Annotated in this window: 18 protein-coding genes; 4 read left to right on the top strand and 14 right to left on the bottom strand. The window is 62.0% G+C overall.

The features are described 5' to 3' along the window. Positions 1-64: 64 nt before the first annotated feature. On the top strand, positions 65-1420 hold the full coding sequence (locus ACEK02_RS10705; protein WP_371421689.1) for an NAD(P)/FAD-dependent oxidoreductase: 1356 nt from the start codon (positions 65-67) through the stop codon (positions 1418-1420). Between the two features lie 438 nt (positions 1421-1858). Beyond that, positions 1859-3304: a DASS family sodium-coupled anion symporter gene (locus ACEK02_RS10700; RefSeq protein ID WP_371421688.1), complete on the top strand. Its 1446-nt coding sequence runs from the start codon at positions 1859-1861 to the stop codon at positions 3302-3304. Between the two features lie 65 nt (positions 3305-3369). Here ACEK02_RS10700 and upp read toward each other — a convergent pair whose 3' ends face one another. The 14 genes from upp to ACEK02_RS10630 all read right to left on the bottom strand — a co-directional run bounded on the left by upp (position 3370) and on the right by ACEK02_RS10630 (position 19034). Continuing rightward, entirely contained in the window at positions 3370-3999 is a 630-nt protein-coding gene (upp, locus tag ACEK02_RS10695) for a uracil phosphoribosyltransferase (protein ID WP_371421687.1), read from the bottom strand. Between the two features lie 39 nt (positions 4000-4038). Further along, positions 4039-5271: a URC4/urg3 family protein gene (locus ACEK02_RS10690; RefSeq protein WP_371421710.1), complete on the bottom strand. Its 1233-nt coding sequence runs from the start codon at positions 5269-5271 to the stop codon at positions 4039-4041. Positions 5272-5293: 22 nt separating this feature from the next. After that, positions 5294-6550, bottom strand: coding sequence for a GTP cyclohydrolase II (locus tag ACEK02_RS10685; RefSeq protein WP_371421686.1), 1257 nt, complete (start codon positions 6548-6550; stop codon positions 5294-5296). 170 nt (positions 6551-6720) lie between these two features. After that, entirely contained in the window at positions 6721-7815 is a 1095-nt protein-coding gene (locus ACEK02_RS10680; RefSeq protein ID WP_371421685.1) for a response regulator, read from the bottom strand. Then, complete coding sequence (locus ACEK02_RS10675) at positions 7812-8252, bottom strand: response regulator (protein ID WP_371421684.1); 441 nt, start codon at positions 8250-8252, stop codon at positions 7812-7814. Before ACEK02_RS10675 ends, ACEK02_RS10680 begins: the two co-directional genes overlap by 4 nt. Next, a complete protein-coding gene (locus ACEK02_RS10670; RefSeq protein WP_371421683.1) occupies positions 8249-9772 on the bottom strand; it encodes a CHASE3 domain-containing protein in 1524 nt (507 codons plus the stop codon). The genes ACEK02_RS10675 and ACEK02_RS10670 overlap by 4 nt, the downstream gene beginning before the upstream one ends. A 116-nt stretch (positions 9773-9888) precedes the next feature. Then, positions 9889-11241 carry an acetyl-CoA carboxylase biotin carboxylase subunit gene (gene accC, locus ACEK02_RS10665; protein WP_371421682.1) on the bottom strand — a complete coding sequence of 451 codons (1353 nt, stop codon included), beginning with the start codon at positions 11239-11241 and terminating at the stop codon, positions 9889-9891. Between the two features lie 30 nt (positions 11242-11271). Continuing rightward, positions 11272-11769: an acetyl-CoA carboxylase biotin carboxyl carrier protein gene (gene accB, locus ACEK02_RS10660; protein ID WP_371421681.1), complete on the bottom strand. Its 498-nt coding sequence runs from the start codon at positions 11767-11769 to the stop codon at positions 11272-11274. Between the two features lie 51 nt (positions 11770-11820). Further along, the gene (gene aroQ / locus ACEK02_RS10655) at positions 11821-12276 is read right to left on the bottom strand and encodes a type II 3-dehydroquinate dehydratase (RefSeq protein WP_371421680.1); all 456 of its coding nucleotides are present in this window, start codon (positions 12274-12276) and stop codon (positions 11821-11823) included. Positions 12277-12569: 293 nt separating this feature from the next. Next, entirely contained in the window at positions 12570-13307 is a 738-nt protein-coding gene (locus ACEK02_RS10650) for a DUF1236 domain-containing protein (protein ID WP_371421679.1), read from the bottom strand. Positions 13308-13944: 637 nt separating this feature from the next. After that, the gene (locus ACEK02_RS10645; protein ID WP_371421678.1) at positions 13945-14853 is read right to left on the bottom strand and encodes a cation diffusion facilitator family transporter; all 909 of its coding nucleotides are present in this window, start codon (positions 14851-14853) and stop codon (positions 13945-13947) included. Positions 14854-15050: 197 nt separating this feature from the next. Then, positions 15051-15821 carry a DsbA family protein gene (locus tag ACEK02_RS10640; protein WP_371421677.1) on the bottom strand — a complete coding sequence of 257 codons (771 nt, stop codon included), beginning with the start codon at positions 15819-15821 and terminating at the stop codon, positions 15051-15053. 134 nt (positions 15822-15955) lie between these two features. Beyond that, on the bottom strand, positions 15956-17215 hold the full coding sequence (locus tag ACEK02_RS10635; protein WP_371421676.1) for a diguanylate cyclase domain-containing protein: 1260 nt from the start codon (positions 17213-17215) through the stop codon (positions 15956-15958). Positions 17216-17618: 403 nt separating this feature from the next. Next, positions 17619-19034 carry a M48 family metalloprotease gene (locus ACEK02_RS10630; protein ID WP_371421675.1) on the bottom strand — a complete coding sequence of 472 codons (1416 nt, stop codon included), beginning with the start codon at positions 19032-19034 and terminating at the stop codon, positions 17619-17621. Between the two features lie 111 nt (positions 19035-19145). Here ACEK02_RS10630 and ACEK02_RS10625 point away from each other — a divergent pair, with 111 nt between their 5' ends. Next, a complete protein-coding gene (locus ACEK02_RS10625; RefSeq protein ID WP_371421674.1) occupies positions 19146-20348 on the top strand; it encodes a pyridoxal phosphate-dependent aminotransferase in 1203 nt (400 codons plus the stop codon). After that, entirely contained in the window at positions 20321-20974 is a 654-nt protein-coding gene (locus ACEK02_RS10620) for a biotin transporter BioY (RefSeq protein WP_371421673.1), read from the top strand. The genes ACEK02_RS10625 and ACEK02_RS10620 overlap by 28 nt, the downstream gene beginning before the upstream one ends. The last annotated feature ends 33 nt before the right edge of the window (positions 20975-21007 follow it).

Below are 21007 nucleotides of genomic sequence, written 5' to 3'. Positions count from 1 at the left end.
TTGTTGCTTGATTGCTCGGACGACGGGCTTAGCTATCAGGATGCAGGCAGGGAGCCTGTTCACCATGACGAATATCGTGACAATCGACGGCAAGGCATCGACCAGAGCGACAACACCTCATCGCGTCGTCATTGTCGGCGCCGGCTTCGGCGGGCTGGAGACTGTGTATCGGCTGACCGGTGCTGATGTCAGCATCACAATTGTCGATCGCCGCAATCATCACCTGTTTCAGCCGCTGCTCTATCAGGTTGCGACCGCGTCGCTGGCGACATCTGAAATCGCCTGGCCGATCCGCTATCTGCTGCGCGGACGCAAGGATGTGACGACATTGCTTGGTACAGTGACCGGTGTCGATACGGCTGCGCGCCGTGTGCAACTCGATGACGGGCAGACGCTGCCCTATGACACGCTGGTGCTGGCTACCGGCGCCGGTCATGCCTATTTCGGCCATGATGAATGGGAGCCGTTCGCGCCGGGCCTGAAGACGCTGGAAGATGCGACCACGCTGCGCCGTCGTATTCTCACGGCCTTTGAGCGCGCCGAGCGCGAGAGCGATCCCGTGAAGCGTGCGGCGCTGCTGACCTTCGTGATCATTGGCGCCGGCCCGACAGGTGTCGAACTCGCCGGCACCATCGCGGAGCTCGCGCGGGTGACGCTGCCGGAAGATTTTCGCAATATCAATACGCGCGAGACGCGTGTGGTGCTGATCGAAGCGGGGAGACGTGTTCTCGCCGGATTTCCGGAAGACCTGTCAGCCTATGCGCAGCGCTCGCTGGAAAAGCTCGGTGTCGAAGTCGTACTCGGATATGCGGTGTCGGACTGCAATATCGACGGCGTGATCTATGGCGACAAGACACTCGGCGCCAAGACGATCATCTGGGCCGCAGGCGTGCGCGCATCGCCGGCCGCAGAGTGGCTGGGTGTTGCCGCCGATCGGGCGGGGCGGCTGCAGGTCAATCCAAATCTCACCGTGCCGGGTCACCCCGATATTTTCGCTGTCGGAGATACCGTGACGATCGCCGCGCCTGACGGCAATCCGGTGCCCGGCATCGCGCCTGCGGCAAAGCAGGAAGGGCGCTATGTCGCGTCAGCGATCAAGCAGCGTCTGCGCGGCGAGACGCCCGTGCCGTTTCGCTATTCGCACGATGGCAGTCTCGCGCAGATCGGCAAGAAACTTGCGGTGATCGATTTCGGTCGCTTGAGATTACGCGGTGCGCTGGCGTGGTGGATCTGGGGCATCGCCCACATCTACTTCCTGATCGGGCTGCGCAATCGTCTCGCCGTCGCGATTAACTGGCTATGGATCCACACGCTCGACCAGCGCGGCGCGCGGCTGATCACGCAGGGGCGTGCGGTGGTCGATAGCCAATCCGTTCCGTCGCATGGCGGCGAGGAGAAGCGCGTCAGGTCGGCGTGCTGAATCTCGGGCGGTTTGGCAAAAATAGATGCCATGGATGCCGCCAAGCGTAGGCGGCGGCTGATCCGGTATGAGAGCGTTGCCTGACTTTACCCACCGGCGAGCTAGGCGAACGCAATGCGCCGGCGATCGGCAGCGGCAGCTTGGCTTATGACCTGTCGTCGGCCTGCTCCCCCATGCGGTGAAGAATGCCATCCGATAGACGAGCATTTCCTGCTGCTCCATGTCGCGTTCGGGGCTGGCGGCGCAACGCCGTGCGTGACCCGGCTGCATGCCAGCGCGACCTTTGTTGCGGATGCGAAAGGCAAGAGAGGCGCGCTCTAAGATGGTGATACATGCGGCGCAGATCGTGTTGGCGGTTGCTCGCCGGGCAACAACTGGTGTTACGTTGCCGGAGGTATTGTCGCGGGTTTAGCAGGTCGGTTCGCCGGGGGAAAAACTGTGTCGCTGAGCTGGAAGAAGATTGCACCTCTCGCTGTCTGGCTGGTGCTGTACGTCATCCCGATTCCGGCAGGACTGGTCGCCAATCAGTGGCATTATTTCGCCGTTTTCGCTGCGGTGATTACCGGCCTTATCCTGGAATCCATGCCTGTTGGCGCGGTCGGTCTGATCGGTCTGACCTTTGCGGGCGTGATGGGATATGTCGAACATGATCCCAACAAGTCGCTACGCTGGATGCTGAGCGGATTCTCCGAAAGCACGGTGTGGCTGATCGTCGGCGCCTTCGTATTCTCGATCGGCTATCGCAAGAGCGGTCTTGGCAGGCGTCTGGCATTGCTGCTGGTTCGCGGTCTCGGGCGCAACACGGTGGGACTGGGTTACGCGGTTGCGCTGTCCGATCTGGTTCTCGCGCCGGCGACGCCATCGAACACCGCGCGCAGCGGCGGCACGGTCTATCCGATTGTCAGCAACATCCCGAAGATCTACGGGTCGGAGCCGGGTCCGACAGCCGGCAGGATCGGAACCTACGTGATGTGGACCGCCTTCGCGGCGACCGCGGTGACGAGCTCGATGTTCCTCACTGCGCTTGCGCCCAATGCGGCTGCATTGAGCATCGCCAAGAAGATCGTGAGCGTGGACGTCGGCTGGTCGCAGTGGTTCATCGGCTTCGCGCCGCTCGGCGTGCCGCTCATTCTGCTGGTGCCGTTGCTGAGCTATATGATTTGCCGGCCGGAGGTGAAGAACAGCCCGGAGATCGTCGCGTGGAGCGGGGGTGAGCTTGCGTCGATGGGCGCGTTGTCGCGTAACGAATGGATCATGGCCGGACTGGTCGTGCTTGCGATGTTCCTGTGGATCACCGGATCCAATCCCGACATCTCGCTGCCTGGAGTCGGTTCGAACTTCATCAATGCAACGATGGTGGTGTTCGTTGTGATCTCGCTGATGCTCGTCACCGGCGTGATCACGTTTTCCGACATCATCGCCGAGAAGGCAGCATGGGAGGTGTTTTTCTACTTCACATCGCTGCTGACGCTGTCATCCGGCCTCAACGACATCGGCTTCATCAAATGGGCCGCCGCCGGCCTGGCGGCTCCGCTCGCCACGTTCAGCCCGACCATCGCGATGATCCTGCTCGTCTCGATCTTCTTCTGGATCCACTATTTTTTCTCGAGCATTACGGCGCACGCGGCCGCGATGCTGCCCGTCGTGCTGGCGGTGGGATCGAGCATTCCCGGAATCCCGATGTCGACTCTGACATTGCTCTGCATCTATTCGCTCGGCCTGATGGGGGTGATCTCGCCCTATGCCACCGGACCGGCGCCGATGTATTTTGGTAGCGGTTATATCGGCAAGGCCGACTTCTGGAAGTTCGGTCTGATCTTCGGGCTGATCTATTTCGCCGGCTTACTGCTGGTCGTGATGCCCTGGCTGCTGATGATCAATTGAACCCGCTCGGATAACCGAGCGGGCCGACACGTCCGTAAGATCGGCCGTTGGGAGCTCGCGCCTCGTTACCTGGTGCCGTAAGCGCGGTCGCCAGCGTCGCCGAGGCCTGGCACAATATAGGCGTGATCGTTCAGCCGGTCGTCGATGGCCGCGGTCCAGATTGGTACGTCCGGATGATAGCCGCGCAGGCGTTCGATGCCTTCCGGTGCCGCCAGCAGGCAGACGAAGCGGATGTCCTTGGCGCCGCGTTCCTTGATGCGGTCGATGGCGGCGACCGCCGTATTCGCGGTCGCCAGCATCGGATCGATCACGATCACGAGGCGCTCATCGAGATTGGTCGGTGCCTTGAAGAAGTATTCCACCGCGACGAAAGTCTCGGGATCACGGTAAAGCCCGATATGCGCGATGCGCGCGGAGGGCACGAGGCCGATCATACCTTCGACGAAGGAGAGCCCGGCGCGCAGGATCGGTGCAAATACCAGTTTCTTGCCGGCGATTTCCTTGCCGGTCATCTTCATGATCGGTGTCTCGATCTCGACATCTGTGAGCGGCAGGTCGCGCGTCACCTCGTAACAGAGCAGCATGCCGATTTCGTTGAGGAGCTCGCGAAAGCCCTTGGTCGAGCGGTTCTTGTCGCGGATCAGCGTCAGCTTGTGCTGCACCAGCGGGTGATTAACGATCGTGACGCCGTCCATGAACCTCATCCGTTGCGAGAGTGTAAAAACGTCTTTGAACTAGAAAACCGTGCCGTCGCTGATGACCTTCACGGGCGGCGAATGATCCTCGCGACGCTCGCGCGCCAGTATCCGACCGGCAGCCCAGGTGCCGCCTTCGAGCACTTTCGCCAGCGGAAGTGACGTCGCGTCGAGCTTCAGTCTTTGTCGCAGGCCGTCGGCGACGCGGTCAAGCAGCGCCACGGTCAGTGCCCGCCATTCCACCACCAGCGGCGAGGATACGTCATGTTGACGCGCAGCGTCGGCGGGATCGCGGAATTTCAAAACGCCGCCGTCGACAAACAGGCCGCCATTGCGATATTCGGCCAATCCCGTGAGGCCGTCGATGTCGGTGACGTGGATGCCTCCAGTCTGCAGCGGTTCGATCAGCGAATAGGCCAGCCACTGCGACAGTTTGTGCAGCGGCACGAGTCCGGAAGTGGCGTCAGCCGTGGTCATTGCGGGATGTTTCCAGCAATCGCCAAGCGCAATGCCGCCCACTGTCAGCCGTGAGGGCCAGATCGGGCCGAGTTGCTGGAGCAGTTCGGACAAGATGACGGGCGCGGGTAGGCGGTCGCCGTCGGCGAGCGACGTCAGGCGATCGAACAAGCCGCCCGGGCGCGGCGTATCCCCGGTGCCGAACACATCCGGCCTCGATGCCACAAGTGTGCCCAGCCGGCGCAGCAGGTCGGCGCGGCCATCGATGCCAACCATCGGATTGGTCTCGGAGACCTGCATGCCGCGCTTGAGATCGCTGACGTCGAGCTGCGCAAGCTTGCTGGCATCGGCGCGTAGCGGCTCTGCTGGGTCGGCGGAAAATGCGCCGCTGGCAAACATTGCGAGGCTGGCGAGACCGAGGCCTTCAGAGCGTCCGATGGCCGCACCGGTTTGCGGATCGGTGTAGCGCCAGGTCGGGCCAGCGCCCGCATCGAGGAACACGCTGGTAATGGCGAGATCGAATTCGGCACGTCCGCGGGCGGCGCGGTCGGTCCATTTGGTGCGATCTGCGAGATGAGCCCAGCGATCGTCGCCGGCATTGACGAAGTGGCGCCAACGCGAATGGAACGGCACATCGAGCGACGGATAGGACGCCCGCGTCGTCTCCAGCACCAGATTGATCACATCATCCATCTGTGTGAGATCGATGCGGAAGTTCGGCAGTTTGTCGTCGAGGCCACGCGCCAGCATGCGCTGCGCGCGTTCGCGCACCGCGTGGGCTGACAGCAAGGAGAGGACAGTCGAACTTTCCGGGATATGGGAATTCACAGCTGATATCTCAATATTTCTCGAGCCCGCGGCCGACTGAGTCGATCAGATCCTGCGGCGTGACCGGCTCCGGCGTGAAGTAGCCGGCGGCCTTCTTGGCGGCGATTTCCACATGCGCGTCGGCCGGGATCATGTCGTCTGGGATCGGCACGCGTTCCACGATCTCGACGCCCTGGCTGGTCAGCGCATCATGCTTCATGTCGCTCATGGAAATGAAGCGATCAATGCGCTTGAGGCCAAGCCAGTGCACCACGTCCGGCATCAATTGCTGGAAGCGCGCATCCTGCACGCCGGCAACGCATTCCGTGCGTTCGAAATATTGCGCAGCGGCATCGCCGCCTTCCTGACGTTTGCGCGCGTTATAGACCAGAAACTTGGTGACTTCGCCGAGCGCACGGCCTTCCTTGCGATTGTAGATGATGATGCCGAGTCCTCCGGATTGGCCGGCGCGCGCGCATTCTTCTATCCCGTGAATGAGATAAGGACGGCAGGTGCAGATATCGGAGCCGAACACGTCGGAGCCGTTGCACTCGTCGTGAACGCGGCAAGTGACCTTCGTCGTGTGATCCGGCAGCCTGCTGACATCGCCGAACAGATAGGCGGTGGTCCCGCCGATCGGCGGCAGGAACACCTGCAGGTCAGGCCGCGTGACGAGTTCGGGAAACATGCCGGCGGTTTGTTCGAACAACTGGCGGCGCAGATTGTTCTCGCTGGTATCAAAACGCCTCGCGAGGCCGGGCAGGTACCACACCGGATCGATGGCGATCTTGACGACCGAGACGCTGCCATTGGCGTGAACGACGTTGCCGTCGTGCCTGAGGCGCCCGCCGGCGATGGCGGCCTGTAGCTCTGGCAGATCGAGGCGCGCCTTGGTGATGGCAATGCTGGGGCGAATATCGATCCCTTCGGCAATTTCGGGTGCAAAGCTCTCTGCAACGAGATGGCCCCAGGGATCCAGCGACACGATTTTTTCCGGCTCCATCCACTGGCCGAATGGGCCGACGGTTGCTGCCGGATGGGTGTTTGTGAGATCGGGGCGTTTCAGCGGATCGAGCGCGCCGGACGAGACGGCAAGCGCGCGATAGACCGAGTAGGATCCGCCATGGGTGCCGATGACATTGCGGTCCTGGGGGCGGGAGACGGTGCCGATGATCGGCCCGCGTTCGCGTGCGGTGGATGCGCCCCACTGGATCGGGAAGTTATGCTTGGCGCCCGGCGCAGGATGCGACGTCAGGCGAATATGATCGATCCGGTTGGAACGGCTCATCGCAAAGGCCTCCTAAAATGGCAACGGCCCGCCTGGAAAGACGGGCCTTATTGCTAAGGAAGCAACTAACTATAACTATCTCCCGAACAAATGCAACAGGGCGAAAGACGTGGTAGCCGGGGCGTTCGTGCAGGTTGGAAGTGTTTAAGGCGCGGCCGCTGCGCAGGCGGCTAGCCCGCGGCGCTGACAGGCGGTTTGGCCGCTGGTTTGGCGACGGCACTGAACCGTAGCACGATGCGGGTGCCGGTATGGTCGGGGTCGCGCTCGACGGAGGCGTCGAGCTTGTTGGCCATGGCGTTGACGATGCGCTGGCCCATACCGGTGGAGCGGGGATCGACCTTAACATTGAGACCGACGCCGTCATCGGTGATCGACAGTTCCAGGTCTTTGCCTTGTGCGGTGAGCACGACGTGGATCGGGCCGGCGCCATCGGGATAGGCGTATTTCACCGCGTTCATCACCAGCTCGTTGACGATGATGCCGATGGCAACGGCGCGGTCAGGATCGATCTCGACGGTCTCGGCTTTCAGCGTCAGGCGCGACATCCGGTTGCCTTCGGCGGACCTGCGAAGATCTTCCAGCAGGGCTTCGAGATACTGATTGAGCAGCACGCTGTTGAGGTCATGCGACGTGTACAGCCGGCGATGGACCTGCGCCACGGCGGCGACGCGGCCCATGGCATTGGTCAGCGCCACCTTGACGTGATCTTCGTTGGTTGAGTTGGCCTGCAGATGCAGCAGTGAGGCGATGATCTGCAGCGAGTTGCCGACGCGGTGATTGACTTCGCGCAGCAACACTTCGCGCTCGGCCGCAAGTGCTGCATAGCGGTCGCGTGACGCGTGGACTTCGGCTTCTGCGTCGTCGCGGGCCTTCGATATCAGGGCCTGCTTGATCGCGGTCGTGCAGGCCACATGCAGCAGCGGCAGGAAGTCGCCCTGGGTATCCTTCACCAGATAGTCGGCGGCACCCGCCTTGAGCGCAGTAACGGCGATCTTGCTGTCCTGCGACGCTGTGACGAACACCACGGGCGGCGGCGAGGGCAGCATCTGAATCTGCTCCAACGTTTCCAGTCCGTCGAGACCCGGCATGTACTGATCGAGCGCGATGACGTCGATGCCACCCTGCTTGATCCGCTCAATGCCGGCTTCGCCGTTATCGCAATGCTCAACGCCAAAGCCCTGCCGCGTCAGGCCGCGCGACACCAGCCGCGCAAGACCTGCGTCGTCGTCGATATACAGCAGCGTTGGCGTCGTGGCAGATGTCATGTGGACGCTTGCGGAACCTGAATGACGGAGAAAAACAGACCGAGTTGGCGGATCGCGTTGGCGAAGCTCTCGTAGTTGACGGGCTTGGTGATGTAGACGTTACAGCCCAGTTCGTAGCAGCGTTTGATTTCCTGCGCGTCGTCGGTGGTGGTGAGGACCACGACGGGCGCGCATTTGAGAAATTCGTTCTCTTTGACACGCTTCAGAATATCGATCCCGGTCATGTCGGGCAGGTTGAGATCGAGCAGGATCAGCAAGGCTTCACCCTTGTGATCGAGGCCACTGCTATCCTTGCCGAACAGATAGTTGACGGCGTCTGTACCGTTGGTGAACGGGATGATCTCATTATTGACACCCGAGCGCCTGATATTGCGCTCGATCAGACGGGCGTGACCCTCGTCGTCCTCGATCATAATGATGGTGACTGGCTTACTCATGTTTGTTTATCCCGGTTATGCCCCGTCCATCTGGCCGGCAGCGTGACGGTGAAGTTGCTGCCGTTGCCCAGTTCCGATGACACCGACATGGTGCCGCCCATCCGTCGAACCAAAGCGCGCACATGGGCCAGTCCGATGCCCTGGCCGGGCTTGTCCTGTGTACCCGCGCGGCGAAAAAGATCAAAGATGCGCTGATGATCCTTGGGATCGATACCGCGGCCGTTGTCGATGATCTCGAAGATCGCAAAGCCCATCTTGGTGCGGCCCTTGACGAGAATGTCGCCGGGGACGCCGGGCTTCAGATATTTCAGCGCATTGTCGATCAGGTTGCCGAAGATCTGTTCCATCGCAAGGCGATCACTCTCGATGCTTGGCAATGGCTCGATCCGGATCTGCGTTTCGGTCTCGGCCGCCTGATGCGCCACGGTGGCGGCAATGCCTTCTATCAGTTCGCGGGTTTCGATCTTGACCGGCTTGAACTCGCGCCGGCCCTCGCGGGTCAGGTTGAGGATGGCACTGATCAAACGGTCCATCTTGCCTATCGATGACTTGATGAAGCCGAGCGCTTCGGTGAAGTCGGCGGAGAGTTGCTTGTCCTGTTCGGGCAGCGCCGGCTCCGGCAATTCGCCGTTCACATCGGGCACGACGGGCTCTTCATTGGCCAGCGTCGCAATGCGGCGGAAGATGTCGCCCCGCAGCTCCTCGAGTTCGCTGGTGAAGCCCATGATGTTGACCAGCGGCGAGCGCAGGTCGTGGCTGACGATATAGGAGAAGCGCTGCAGCTCGTCGTTGGCCTCGCGCAAGTCGGCGGTGCGCTCCTCAACGGCGGCTTCGAGGTCGATGTTGCTGTCGCGCAGCCTAGCCTCGGCCTCATCGCGGGCGTTTGACGAGCGGCGCACGAGGAAGATCGACAGCGCCGCCAAGAGTACCACCAGGCCGGAGCCGGCCACGGTGACTAACGAGGCCCATTGCTGGCTCTGGTCGGCCGTCCGGGTGCGTTCGACGAACAGGCGGCCTTCCTCGGCGCGCATGGCGCTGGTGATGTTGGCGATGTCCTGAACGGCCTGATTGGCGCCGCCGCGACGCAGGATGTCGATGCTCGACTGGATGTCGTTGTTCTTGATGCGGTCGATACCCTTGGCGAATTCCGCCAGTCGCTGCTCGACGGCTGCACGCAGTTTGACCGTGTTGGCGATCTGGGCCGGATTGTCGTTGGCGAGGGCCACCAATCTGTCGACGGCCGGCAGGATGGCCGGCGTCGAGGTTTCGTATTCGGACAGAAACTGCGGACCGGTGGAGAGCAGATAGGCCCGCGTGGCGCTTTCGGCGCGGCGGATTTCCAGCAGCAGGTTCGATATCTGGTTCTGGACTTCGACGGTGTGCACCACCCATCTGGAATCGTCGCGTGCCTGATTCACCAGGATGACAGAGGCGGCGCTGATCGCGGCAAGGACGAGCAACCCCGCCAACAGCAGCAGGATTTGCCAAAGCGCTCGCCTGCGGGCGGCGTCAGCAGTCACGTAACACTCGCATCACTTGCAGATTGAATTTCAACACGGCCCCCGCGCCGGACGGTCCCCAGCAGCGGAAAAAACGCCAGTTCGGGCAATTGGTTCCAGCCCGAACCGAAATAATGTCAGGCCTTGGCCGCCTTGCCGGCCAAATACTGTTCCAGCCAGTGAATGTGGTAATCGCCCTCGATGATATCGCCTTCCCGGGCCAGCGCCCGGAACAGCGGGAGCGTCGTCTCGACGCCTTCCACCACGATCTCGTCCAGTGCCCGGCGCAGGCGCATCAGGCATTCCGGACGGTTCTTGCCGTGGACGATCAGCTTGCCGACCAACGAGTCGTAATAAGGCGGAATTTTGTAGCCCTGATAGACCGCAGAATCGATCCGGACGCCGAGGCCGCCCGGCGGGTGGTACTGGGTTATGGTGCCGGGCGAGGGCCGGAACGTCTCCGGATTCTCGGCATTGATGCGGCACTCGATGGAGTGCCCGATGATGTTCACTTCGTCCTGTGTACACGGCAGGTCGCCACCGGCTGCAATGCGGATCTGCTCCAGCACCAGATCGATGTCGGTGATCATCTCGGTGACGGGATGTTCGACCTGGATGCGGGTGTTCATCTCGATGAAATAGAACTCGCCATCCTCGTAGAGGAATTCGATGGTGCCGACGCCAAGATACTGCATGTCCTGCATCGCCTTGGCGCAGATGCCGCCGATCTTGGCGCGCGCTTCCGGTGACAGGATCGGCGAGGGACCTTCTTCCCAGACCTTTTGATGCCGGCGCTGCAGCGAGCAGTCGCGTTCACCGAGATGCAGCGCACCGCCACGGCCATCGCCCAGCACCTGGATTTCGATGTGGCGCGGCTTGGTCAGATACTTCTCGAGATAGACGGAGGCATCGCCGAACGCGGCCTTGGCCTCGTTCGAGGCCGTGGACAGGGCCATCAGCAGATCGGCTTCGGTCTGCGCGACCTTCATGCCGCGGCCACCACCGCCAGCAGCAGCTTTCACCAGTACCGGAAAGCCGATTTTCCTGGCGATCGCAATGGCGTCGTCGTCAGGGCCGACACCGCCGTCGGAGCCGGGTACCACGGGGATTCCGAGGCGCTTGGCGGTCTTCTTGGCTTCGATCTTGTCGCCCATCAGGCGGATATGCTCGGCCTTGGGGCCGATGAATTTCAAATTATGGTCGGCGAGGATTTCCGCGAAGCGCGCATTCTCCGACAGGAAGCCATAGCCGGGATGCACCGCATCTGCGCCGGTGATCTCGCAGGCGGCGAGTAGCGACGGGACGTTGAGATAGCTGTCTTTCGACGCGGGCGGGCCGATGCAGACGCTTTCGTCGGCGAGGCGCACATGCATGGCGTCGGCGTCCGCGGTCGAATGCACGGCCACGGTCGCGATGCCGAGCTCCTTGCAGGCCCGCAGGATGCGCAATGCGATCTCGCCGCGGTTGGCGATCAGGATTTTCTCGAACATGGCGTTCCGGAGTCAGAGATAAGTTCTAAATTACTCGATGATGACGAGCGCTTCGCCGTATTCGACCGGCGAACCGTCTTCGATCAGGATCTGTGTCACTGTGCCAGCACGCGGCGCCGGGATCTGATTCATCGTCTTCATCGCTTCGATGATGACCAGTGTCTGTCCGGCAGCAACCTTGGTGCCGACTTCGATGAAAGCGGGCTTGCCGGGCTCTGGCGCGCGATAGACGGTGCCGACCATCGGCGAGGGCACAGCGCCCGGGTGCTTGGCCATGTCGGCGGCCGGTGCGGCGGCGGCAGGCGCCACGGCGACCGGCGCGGGGGCGGCGGCAGGCGCCGGCGCGTAGGCAGGCACGGCGGCAGCCACGCTGATGTTACGCGCGACGCGCACGCGCAGACCGGCGCGCTCGACCTCGATCTCGGTGAGGTTGGTTTCATCCAGCAGCAGCGCCAGTTCGCGGATCATGCCGCTGTCGTTGCTGGCTTTTGGCGTTGCGGTCTGTGTGTCGTCAGGCTTGCGGGCCATGGGCAATCCAATGTCTGAAGTGAAAGACGAATAAAGAGCGAAGCTGGCGCGTCACGCGACGGCGTTGGCGCCGATTTTTGCGGCGAGGCCGCTGATGGCAAGGCGATAGCCTTCGATGCCGAAGCCGCACAGGCTGGCAAAGGCTGCCTTGGCGATGAAGGAATGGTGGCGGAAGCTTTCGCGGGTGTAGACGTTGCTGACATGCACTTCCACGGTGGGAATGCGCACGCCGACGATGGCGTCGTGCAAGGCGATCGAGGTGTGCGAGTAAGCGCCACCATTGATCACGATGCCGACCACGTGTTTCTCGCGGGCCTCATGGATGTAGCCGATCAGCTCGCTTTCGCTGTTGGACTGCCGGCAATCTGCGGTCAGGCCATATTGTGCGGCGGCGGCTGCGCAAAGCTTTTCGACATCGGCCAGGGTCGCGTGGCCATAGGTCTCCGGCTCGCGGGTTCCGAGCAGATTCAGGTTAGGGCCGTTGAGTACGTAGATGGTGTTGGCCATCGGACATCCCGGGCATATCAGCAATGGGCGCGCGCGGGCGCCGTTCTGCGGGGGTTATAGGTAACGAAACCGCTAAGGGGAAGCCTCTAGGCCTCCGGTTCCCCCAGCCAAATACCTCACCCAATTCGTAAAAAGCCCGGTGGAACCTCTGGAAAGTGCTTATTAACCAAGGTTAAAGCCGCTGGCGCCATTTCCGGCAATAATGCCGGTTCGCGACAGGAACGGAGTGTGCCGGATAGCAAACGGGCGGACCCTTTTCGAGCCCGCCCGGATGTCACATGAGATGCGCCGCGTTAGGCATCGAGGACCGCAACGATCTCGAGTGTTCGCGGGTTCACCACGATGATCTCGTTGCGAACCAGGAAGAACTCGTAGCCACGCCAGTCCGGATAGATGGTGACGATCTCAGCCGGGAGCGGATGGAAGCGAACCTCGCGCGGCACGCGGGTACCAACCGAGATCGAGAAGTTTACATTGGTCGCCGGCTGGACGTTCTGCTGCTTGATGATGCTCGTGACTTTGGTGCGTTGCTCGGTGGTGAGCTTGGCGCCGGCGCCGGCCTGACCGGTGGTGGCGGTCGACTTGGTCTCGGTCGATGTCGACCTAGTGTCGGCACCCGCCTTCGTGTCGCCAGACTTGGAGTCGACGGCCTTGGTATCTGCCTTCATGTCCTTGCCGGCCTTCTCGTTGCCACGGGTCGAGTCGGTCGCACGCTTGTCGTCACGCTGCATCTTGTCGTCGGACTGCGTCGACTTCACCGCCGGCTTTTGCTCCGACTTGTTGGTCGTGTCAGTCGCCTCGTCCTTATTGACGGGGGCGTTGCGCTCCATTGGCGCAGCGCGGTCGGATGCACCTCCTGCGGGCGCACTCGTTGCGCCGCTACGCGCAGCAGCGCCACCCGCCGGCGCCTCCCGGCTCATGCCGGCGCCCGAACCGGCAGATCCTGTGCCACCTGGACTTTGCGCATTAACGAAACCCGAACCTGCTATCAGTGCAGCAGCGGCGACGCTCATCAATAAACGATTGTTCATCTTGTTCTCCTCACATTGCATTGCCCGCCGTACAAACGACAATGATGGAGGGTTGTTCCTGAGAAAGTATAGTTCCGTCGCTTCTGTTATGAGCATATCTCACGCGCGTCAGGGCTTGATGTTCGCGGTGTAGACTTCAGTCGAAATGGAATGAAGAAGGTTGCAGCCGGAACGAAATGGCGGCATATGCGTTGCGCCATCGGATAAGGAAAATGCGATGAGTGCGGTGTCCGATTTTGTCGCTGGCGCGCTGGAAAATACAGCCAACGAGCTGCCGCGCTTTAGTCCGCGAGCAGATCACGGCGAGGCGATACTCCAAGGCGTCGCGTAACTCTGGCTATAATATTGATTCAGTGTGAAGGAGGTCGGCTGTCACGCAGCCGGCCTCCTTACTATGCGTTTGATATGGACAGGGCGGGCGCGACGACTAACGTCGGGTCATGTCAGTCGGAGTCCGCGGAGCTGTGCTTCGATGAAGACTTGGAGCGGCGGGACTCTGGCGCTCATAGCCTTGTCGGTAGGACCTGCGCTTGGATGGGAGCATTGGGGGCGGCGACCGTGGCGGCTCTCGCTTTGCGCGATCACCAATGTCGGCCGCCTGATCGAGGCCTGGCGCGGCGCAAGGCGCGGGCGTGACTTACACCCAACGCTTGTCGGCGGTGAAGTCCACCGTGAGCCAATAGCCGGGGCTAAGACCGCCCATGGCCAGGGCAATCTCGGCGCGTATGGCGTCGAGTTCGGCGAACGTCTTGCTGATCTCGCCTGACGGCGCCACCAGCCCGATCTCGATGAATTGCTGGCGGCCCGAGCGCATCACATGCGAGCTGAAGTCGCTGAAGCCGTGCTTGTGTGCGATCGATTGCGCGAGCTCGCGAACCTCCTCGTCGAGATCGCTTGGCGCGACCTGCAGGATGTCGCGGCCGGCATTCCAGATTGTCGAGAGCGGAAACGGCAGCAGGCAGATCGCAACCACCAGCAGGATCAGCGGATCAACCAGCGGCGCATAGGCCGCCGCTGGAGTCTTCGCCATCACTGCTCCGAGCAAGAAGCTGATGCAGACCGCCAGACTGAGTACGCCGCCCATCAGCCAGGCTCGAGAATCGATGTCGAGCAGTTGCGAGCCGTGTTCGCCGGCCGAGCGGCGGATATAGATGCTCATGCCGAAGCTGATGGCGCCCGCTACCGCGGCGAAGATGGCGCCAGGGCCGAATTCGATGGCGCGCCCGCCTGTGATCAGACCGTTAAGGCCGTCGATGAAAGCGTAGGCGCAGGCGAAGCTGAGCACCGTGCCGTTGATCAGCGCGAGGATCGGTTCAAGATGCCAGTAGCCATACTGGAAGCGGTCGTCCTCGCCTCTGCTGATCAGTCGCGCAGTCAGCAATGCAACACCAGTCATGGCTGCATCAATCAACGTGTAAAAGCCATCGAAGGCGATGGCACGCGAACTGATGGCGAGCCCGAAGGCGATGCTTGCAAATGAAATGAGAAGCGTGACGTAAATCGAAATCTTCAGGAGCCGCTGCTCCTGCTTGGTATCGGTCAACATTGGGAGCTTAGGCGGGTATCCGCCGCATCCTTATACCGTTGGGGATAAGTTACTTTGTCACAGATGGTGTCCAGCCGCTTTGATCGCTACCGATAGATAAATAAAAAACCGGCTGCAGTGCAGCCGGTTTGTCATAATTCCGAGGTGGTTGCCTTAAAGCAGGCAAAGATGTGAAACGACCCGGTCTGTATCAGGACTTACGAACAGATAGCCTTGCCGCAGCGCGCCTGATTGATCTTCTCCTTCAGCGCGTCCGCGCCGACGGCACCGATGATCACCTGCTTGCCGATGACGTAGCTCGGCGTACCGTTCATGCCCATGGATTCTGCGAGCTTGAAATTCTCTTCGATAGTGGCGCGCACTTCCGGGCTGGCCATGTCCTTTTCCAGCTTGGCGACATCGAGACCGGCTTCCTTTGCGGCGGCCATGGCGCGGGCCTTGTCGGCCTGACCGCGTCCGCCGAGCAGCTTCTGGTGGAAGTCGAGATACTTCTTGCCGGTCGGGTCCTGCATGCGCACCGCGACCGCGACCTGGGCGGCCTCGACCGAGCCGGGTCCGAGCACGGGGAATTCCTTCAGCACGACCTTGAGCTTCGGATCGTTCTTCATGATGCCGACCATGTCGTCCATGGCGCGCTTGCAGTAGCCGCAATTGTAATCGAAGAACTCGACGAAGGTGACGTCGCCGTCCTTGTTGCCGATGACGACACCGCGCGGCGAATTGAAGATCGTGTTGGCATTCGCAGCGATGGCAGCCTGATGCTTCTCGGCCTCGGCCTGCGCCTGGCGCTTGGTCAGTTCGGCAGAGACCTCTTCGAGGATTTCCGGATGGGTGATCAGGTAGTCCTTGATGATCTTCTGGATCTCGCCGCGCTGGGAGTCATTGAACGTCTGCGCCGATGCAATCGCAGGTGCGCCGCAGAGCGCGAGGGCCACAGCGGCGGAGGCGAGAAAACGGAACGAAGGCATGGGCAAATTATCCTTTGGAAAAGGCCGAGTCAGAAAGCCACGGGTCAATTCGGGAAGCTGCTTAGCAGCTTGACGGCGAAATACGCGTTATTTGTGAAGGGTATCACGTGCAATTCATCATGGTGCCGCAGGTCTCAGAAGCCGGAATGCCGGTGGTCCGGTCCGATCATTGCAGCCAGGACATACGATACCGGCAACGAGGCGCCTCCGTTGACGTCATCGAAGACCGGTACCAGCGGAGGTGCAGGCTCATAGAGTACAACCCGGTTCTTGCCGCTGTGCTTGGCCTGATATAGCGCGTGATCGGCAGCCGCCATCAATCGTTCGGGGGAGGCGATGAGGTCGGGGGACCACTGCGCGACGCCGATGGAGGCGGATAGAGTCCTCGCTGTGCGTCCGGCATTGTCAAATTGTCGCGGGCAGGCCGCCAGCACGCGCCGCGCGATCTCGCCGGCCTGCTGCAGATCGGTATCGGGCAGCACGATGCAGAACTCGTCGCCGCCGCATCGGGCCAGCGTATCGCCGAGGCGCAACTGATCCTGCGCCGCTTGGGCGAATTGCCGCAGGCAGTCATCGCCGGCGCTGTGACCGAAGCCATCATTGATCGCCTTGAAGCCGTCGAGGTCGATCGCCAGCAGTGCGTATGGCCGTGCGGTTCGCCGTGCCATCGCACATTCCTCATCCATCCGCTGCAACAGGCGGCGGCGATTGCCGACGCCGGTCAGATCGTCGATCAGCGCCAATGCGGCAGCGTCGCCGCGCAGGCGGTCGATCGCCATCATCAGCAGTGCGTAATTCCATGTCATGGCAAGGAATGCCGCCACCAGCATGAAGCCGGCCTGTACCGCATCGACTGTCACCATGGTCGGCTCGCCGCCGCCCAGATGAAGCAGCGCGGCGATCGCGCGGCAGGTGAAAGCAACAAGCAGGAGAATCGAGAGATAGCCCGCCATCCGTGTGCCGTGATTGCTGTATCGATGATCTCGCGACAGCAGCAGTGGCAGCGTCAGCGCCACGGGAATGCCCTGGCTCAGCGAGTAGACGACAACGCGCATCGCATATTTGTCGACGACCAGTCTGGAGAGCAGGAAGCCGGCCAGGCTCCCGGCAATCACCAGAGCGGTGGCGATCCAGGATGTCGGTCTGTCGTAAAAGCGGCGGATACCGACCTCTGACAGACAGAAAGCGAGAACCGTCATCTGTGCGGCGAACAGCAGGCCGACGGGATCGGGAAACAGCAGGCCGAGAGCAGAGCCGGCCGACGCGCTCAGTGAAGCGGCGCTCCAGTAGCGGGCCGGGACGAAGTTCGGATAGCAGCGCGCGACATAGGCCCAGACGAGGCCTGACGACAGGAAGTTGGCGAGCGTGAACCAGAAGATGGTCATCGTGCTCATTGCCGCGGGTTCCGCATGCGTGGGACGCCGGGGGCGGTTTCGTGATCCGATGACTGCATTGGTCTCCCCGCCGGACGCGATGAGCGCATCCATTTTCATTAAATGCAGCCAGTTCCGTTAACGGAACCTGACTGCTGGCGGCCAGAAGCTTGGGGTGGTTGTAAAATGATGAAGATCATATCGGCCGTGGACGGCAGGGCTTCGGCGAGGCCGCTGTATCGATCTGCCGGCGGTCCGCCCGGGAGGCGGTTGTTCGGTCAACTCGGCAGTTGATGGCGTTGGCGCGCATAGAGATGTCCCCAAATCGTCAGGAACACTGCGTACGGAGACAAATTGTCAGCACCATTTCGAAAGATTACGGATCGGACGCCATTTGTTGCAGAAGATTGCAGATGGTGTCGCGCTAGTTCTTGCCCGGCATCTTCGCCGCAATAATATCGTCCGCCTTCACCCAGCCGGGCGTACCCACCGCGAAGCGTGCCTTCGCACGTGACGCCAGATCGCGGGCGGTCTTGTTGTCGCCGCGCAGGAAGGCGGCCTGGGCCGAGGCGAGGTCGGCTTCCGCGTAGTCGCCCTTGCGGCCATAGGCCATTGCGAGCTGCATATAGCCGACGGGGGCTTCGTTCTCGCGTGCCACCGCAGCACGCAGGATGCGGATCGCCTCGTCGGTATAGGCTTTGTTGTCGGAAGCGACGAGCGCCTGGCCGAGCATCATTTCGATCAGCGGCGCGTTGTTGGAAAGCTGCACCGCACGGCGCAGCGGCGCGATCGCCTCGTTGGGTTTGCCGCCTTCCAGCAGCGCCTGGCCGCGCAGCTCGTAGAAATATGGATTGTTGGGCTGTGCCTTGATCAGCGCATCGATCTGCTCGATGGCCACGCGCAGATCGCCATGGCGATAGGTGGCGATGGCGCGGGCATATTGCGCGGGCAGGCTGGTGTCGGATGGCGGATAACGCCGTAACACCGTGTCGCGCTGCTCCATGAAACCGGCGGTCTTGGCGCGCATCAGCTCGTGACGCAGAATGAGCGCCGGATCGTCCTTCTTGTCCCAATAGGGACTCGACTTCGCAAGCTCCTCGAGGGCGGCGACGCGCTCCCGCGGCATCGGATGCGACATCATATATGGGTCGCTTCCGCGCGCTGCGAACAGGCTGTCGGCGCCGAAGCGCTGGAACGTCTCGTACATGCCCTTGGACGACTGGCCGGTCTGGTTCAGGAATTTGACACCGGCGCGATCGGCATTCTCTTCCTGCTGGCGTTGATAGGACAGCATGGTGTTCATCATCATCGCCTGCGGAGCGGCGACCGCTGCGGCACCGATATTTCCAGCGGCGCCATTGGAGTTGCCGCCGCGCGCGCCGGCCGCCATGGCGCCGAGGCCGAGCAGCATGGCCACGACCATTTGGGTTTGCGCCTGCGCCATGCGCTCGCGCAGTTTCGACAGATGGCCGCCGGCGAGATGACCGGTCTCATGGGCGAGCACGCCGATCAGCTGGTTCGGCGTTTGCGACTGCATCAGAGCGCCGTGATTGACGAAGATGCGGCGACCGTCAGCGACAAACGCGTTGAAGCTGGCGTTGTTGATGATGACGACCTGGATGTTCTGCTTTTCGAGGCCTGCGGCACGCAGGATCGGGCGCGTATAGTCACGCAGCAGCTGTTCGATCTCGGCGTCGCGCAGCAGGCGCGGGGCGTCGCCTTGCTGCGCATGAGCCGCCATTGGCGTCAGCGTCAGGGCCGCCGCGGTCAGCAGCGTGGTCAGCTTCGAGAATAATCGAGATGCAGCCCTTTTAGGCTGCAGCTGCAGGTCTTTCATCATTGGCCGAGGTTCGGATTCGATATAAGCCCTAACAAGTCAAATATTGCGGCGGGAGCGCGGCGTTGCTCCCATGCCGTAACGTGCATGACGCCGCGCAGATAGCAGATTTCCATGTCAGATACGATCCTCAATACCCGGGCACACAGCCTTCTTGCGGCGTCCGGACGCAGCGATGTTCCCGCGTTCATGGTGATGGACGTGATGGCCGCCGCGGCGCGGATCGAGGCGGCGGGCGGGCATGTGATTCACATGGAAGTCGGGCAGCCAGCGGCGGCCGCGCCCAAGGTGGCCCTTGAGGCAGCGCAGGCCGCACTGGTGCACGGGCGGATCGAATATACCGCCGCGCTTGGCACCCCGTCGCTGCGTGCGCGGATCTCCAGGCATTACCGCGACGTCTATGGCTGCGATGTCGATCCGCAACGGATCGTGGTGACCACCGGCTCCTCCGGCGCGTTCATCCTGTCCTTCCTGGCCCTGTTCGAGCCCGGCGACCGCGTCGCCGTCACCGTGCCGGGCTATCCGCCGTATCGGCACATCCTCACCGCGCTGGGCTGCGAGCCGGTGCTGATCGAGACCCATGCCGACAAGCGCCATGCCTTGACCGCCGAGGATCTGCTCGCCGCGCATCGCGAAAAACCGCTGAAGGGCGTGCTGGTCGCTAGCCCGGCCAATCCCACCGGCACCATGATGTCGCGCGAAGCGCTGACCAGCCTGATCCACGCGGCCGATGACGCGGGCATCCGCTTCATCTCCGATGAGATCTATCACGGCCTCGATTACGCATTCCCGGCAGTGACCGCAGCCGAGCTGTCGCCGAACGCGCTCGTCATTAATTCGTTCTCGAAATACTTCTGCATGACCGGCTGGCGCGTTGGCTGGATGGTGGTGCCGCAACCGTTGGTGCGGTCTATGGAACGGCTGCAGCAGAACTTGTCGATCTCGGTGCCGACGCTGTCGCAGATCGCGGCCGAAGCCGCGTTCGACGGCCATGCGCAGATGGAAGACATCAAGCATGGCTATCAGGAGAACCGCCGCATCCTGACCGCAGGATTGCCGCAAGCCGGCCTCACGGACTTCCTGCCGGCCGACGGCGCCTTCTATCTCTATGCAGACGTGTCGAAATTCACCACTGACAGCTTCGATTTCGCCAAGCAGATGCTGGAACAGGCGCATGTCGCCGCAACGCCCGGCAGCGACTTCGATCCGATCCACGGCAAGTCCTATATTCGCTTCTCCTATGCGAGTTCGACCGAAGACATGCATGAAGCGGTGGCGCGGATCAGCAAATGGCTCGGGCAGGGTGGCCCGAAGTGAGCGAGCCGATCGTGTCGGCTGATTCATCCGTCCGGCCTCCGCGTCATGTCTCGATCGCCGACGTGTGGTGGCCGCCCCGCCGCAAAGGCTTTGCCGTCGCGCGCCGCGCCGTAGTGCTGGCGGCGTTTGGCGTCGCGCTGTTGGCGGTTTCGGCGAAGCTCAACCTGCCACTGGCCTATGTGCCTATGACCCTGCAGACGCTGGTCGTTCTGATGATCGGCGCCGTCTATGGCTGGCGCCTCGGCGCGTTGACGATCATCGCCTATCTTGCCGTCGGTGCATTGGGATTGCCGGTGTTCGCCGGGCCCGTTGGCGGTCTCAAGCCGCTCACAGGGCCCACGGCCGGCTTCCTGTCCGGCTTCGTCATTGCTTCGTTCATTGCCGGCTGGTTCAGCGAACGCGGATGGGATCGCTCGATGGTCCGCATGTTCGTGGCGATGGCCATCGGCCACATCGTGATCATGGCAATGGGCTTTGCGTGGCTGGCTTACGGCATGAAGCTCGGCGCCGAGAAAGCGTGGCTGGTCGGCGTGATGCCGTTCCTGGCGGGGGCACTGGTGAAGAACACCTTGGGCGCGATCCTTGTGCCTGTCCTTCGCGGAATGGTTGATCGTCGGCGTCGCTGAACGCTACGCGCGATATTAATTCGTTAGTCGCAT

The organism is Tardiphaga sp., assembly GCF_041424195.1.
GTDB lineage: Bacteria > Pseudomonadota > Alphaproteobacteria > Rhizobiales > Xanthobacteraceae > Tardiphaga.
The sequence above is the reverse complement of the archived record's forward strand: the minus strand, read 5'-3'. Positions and strand labels throughout refer to the sequence as shown.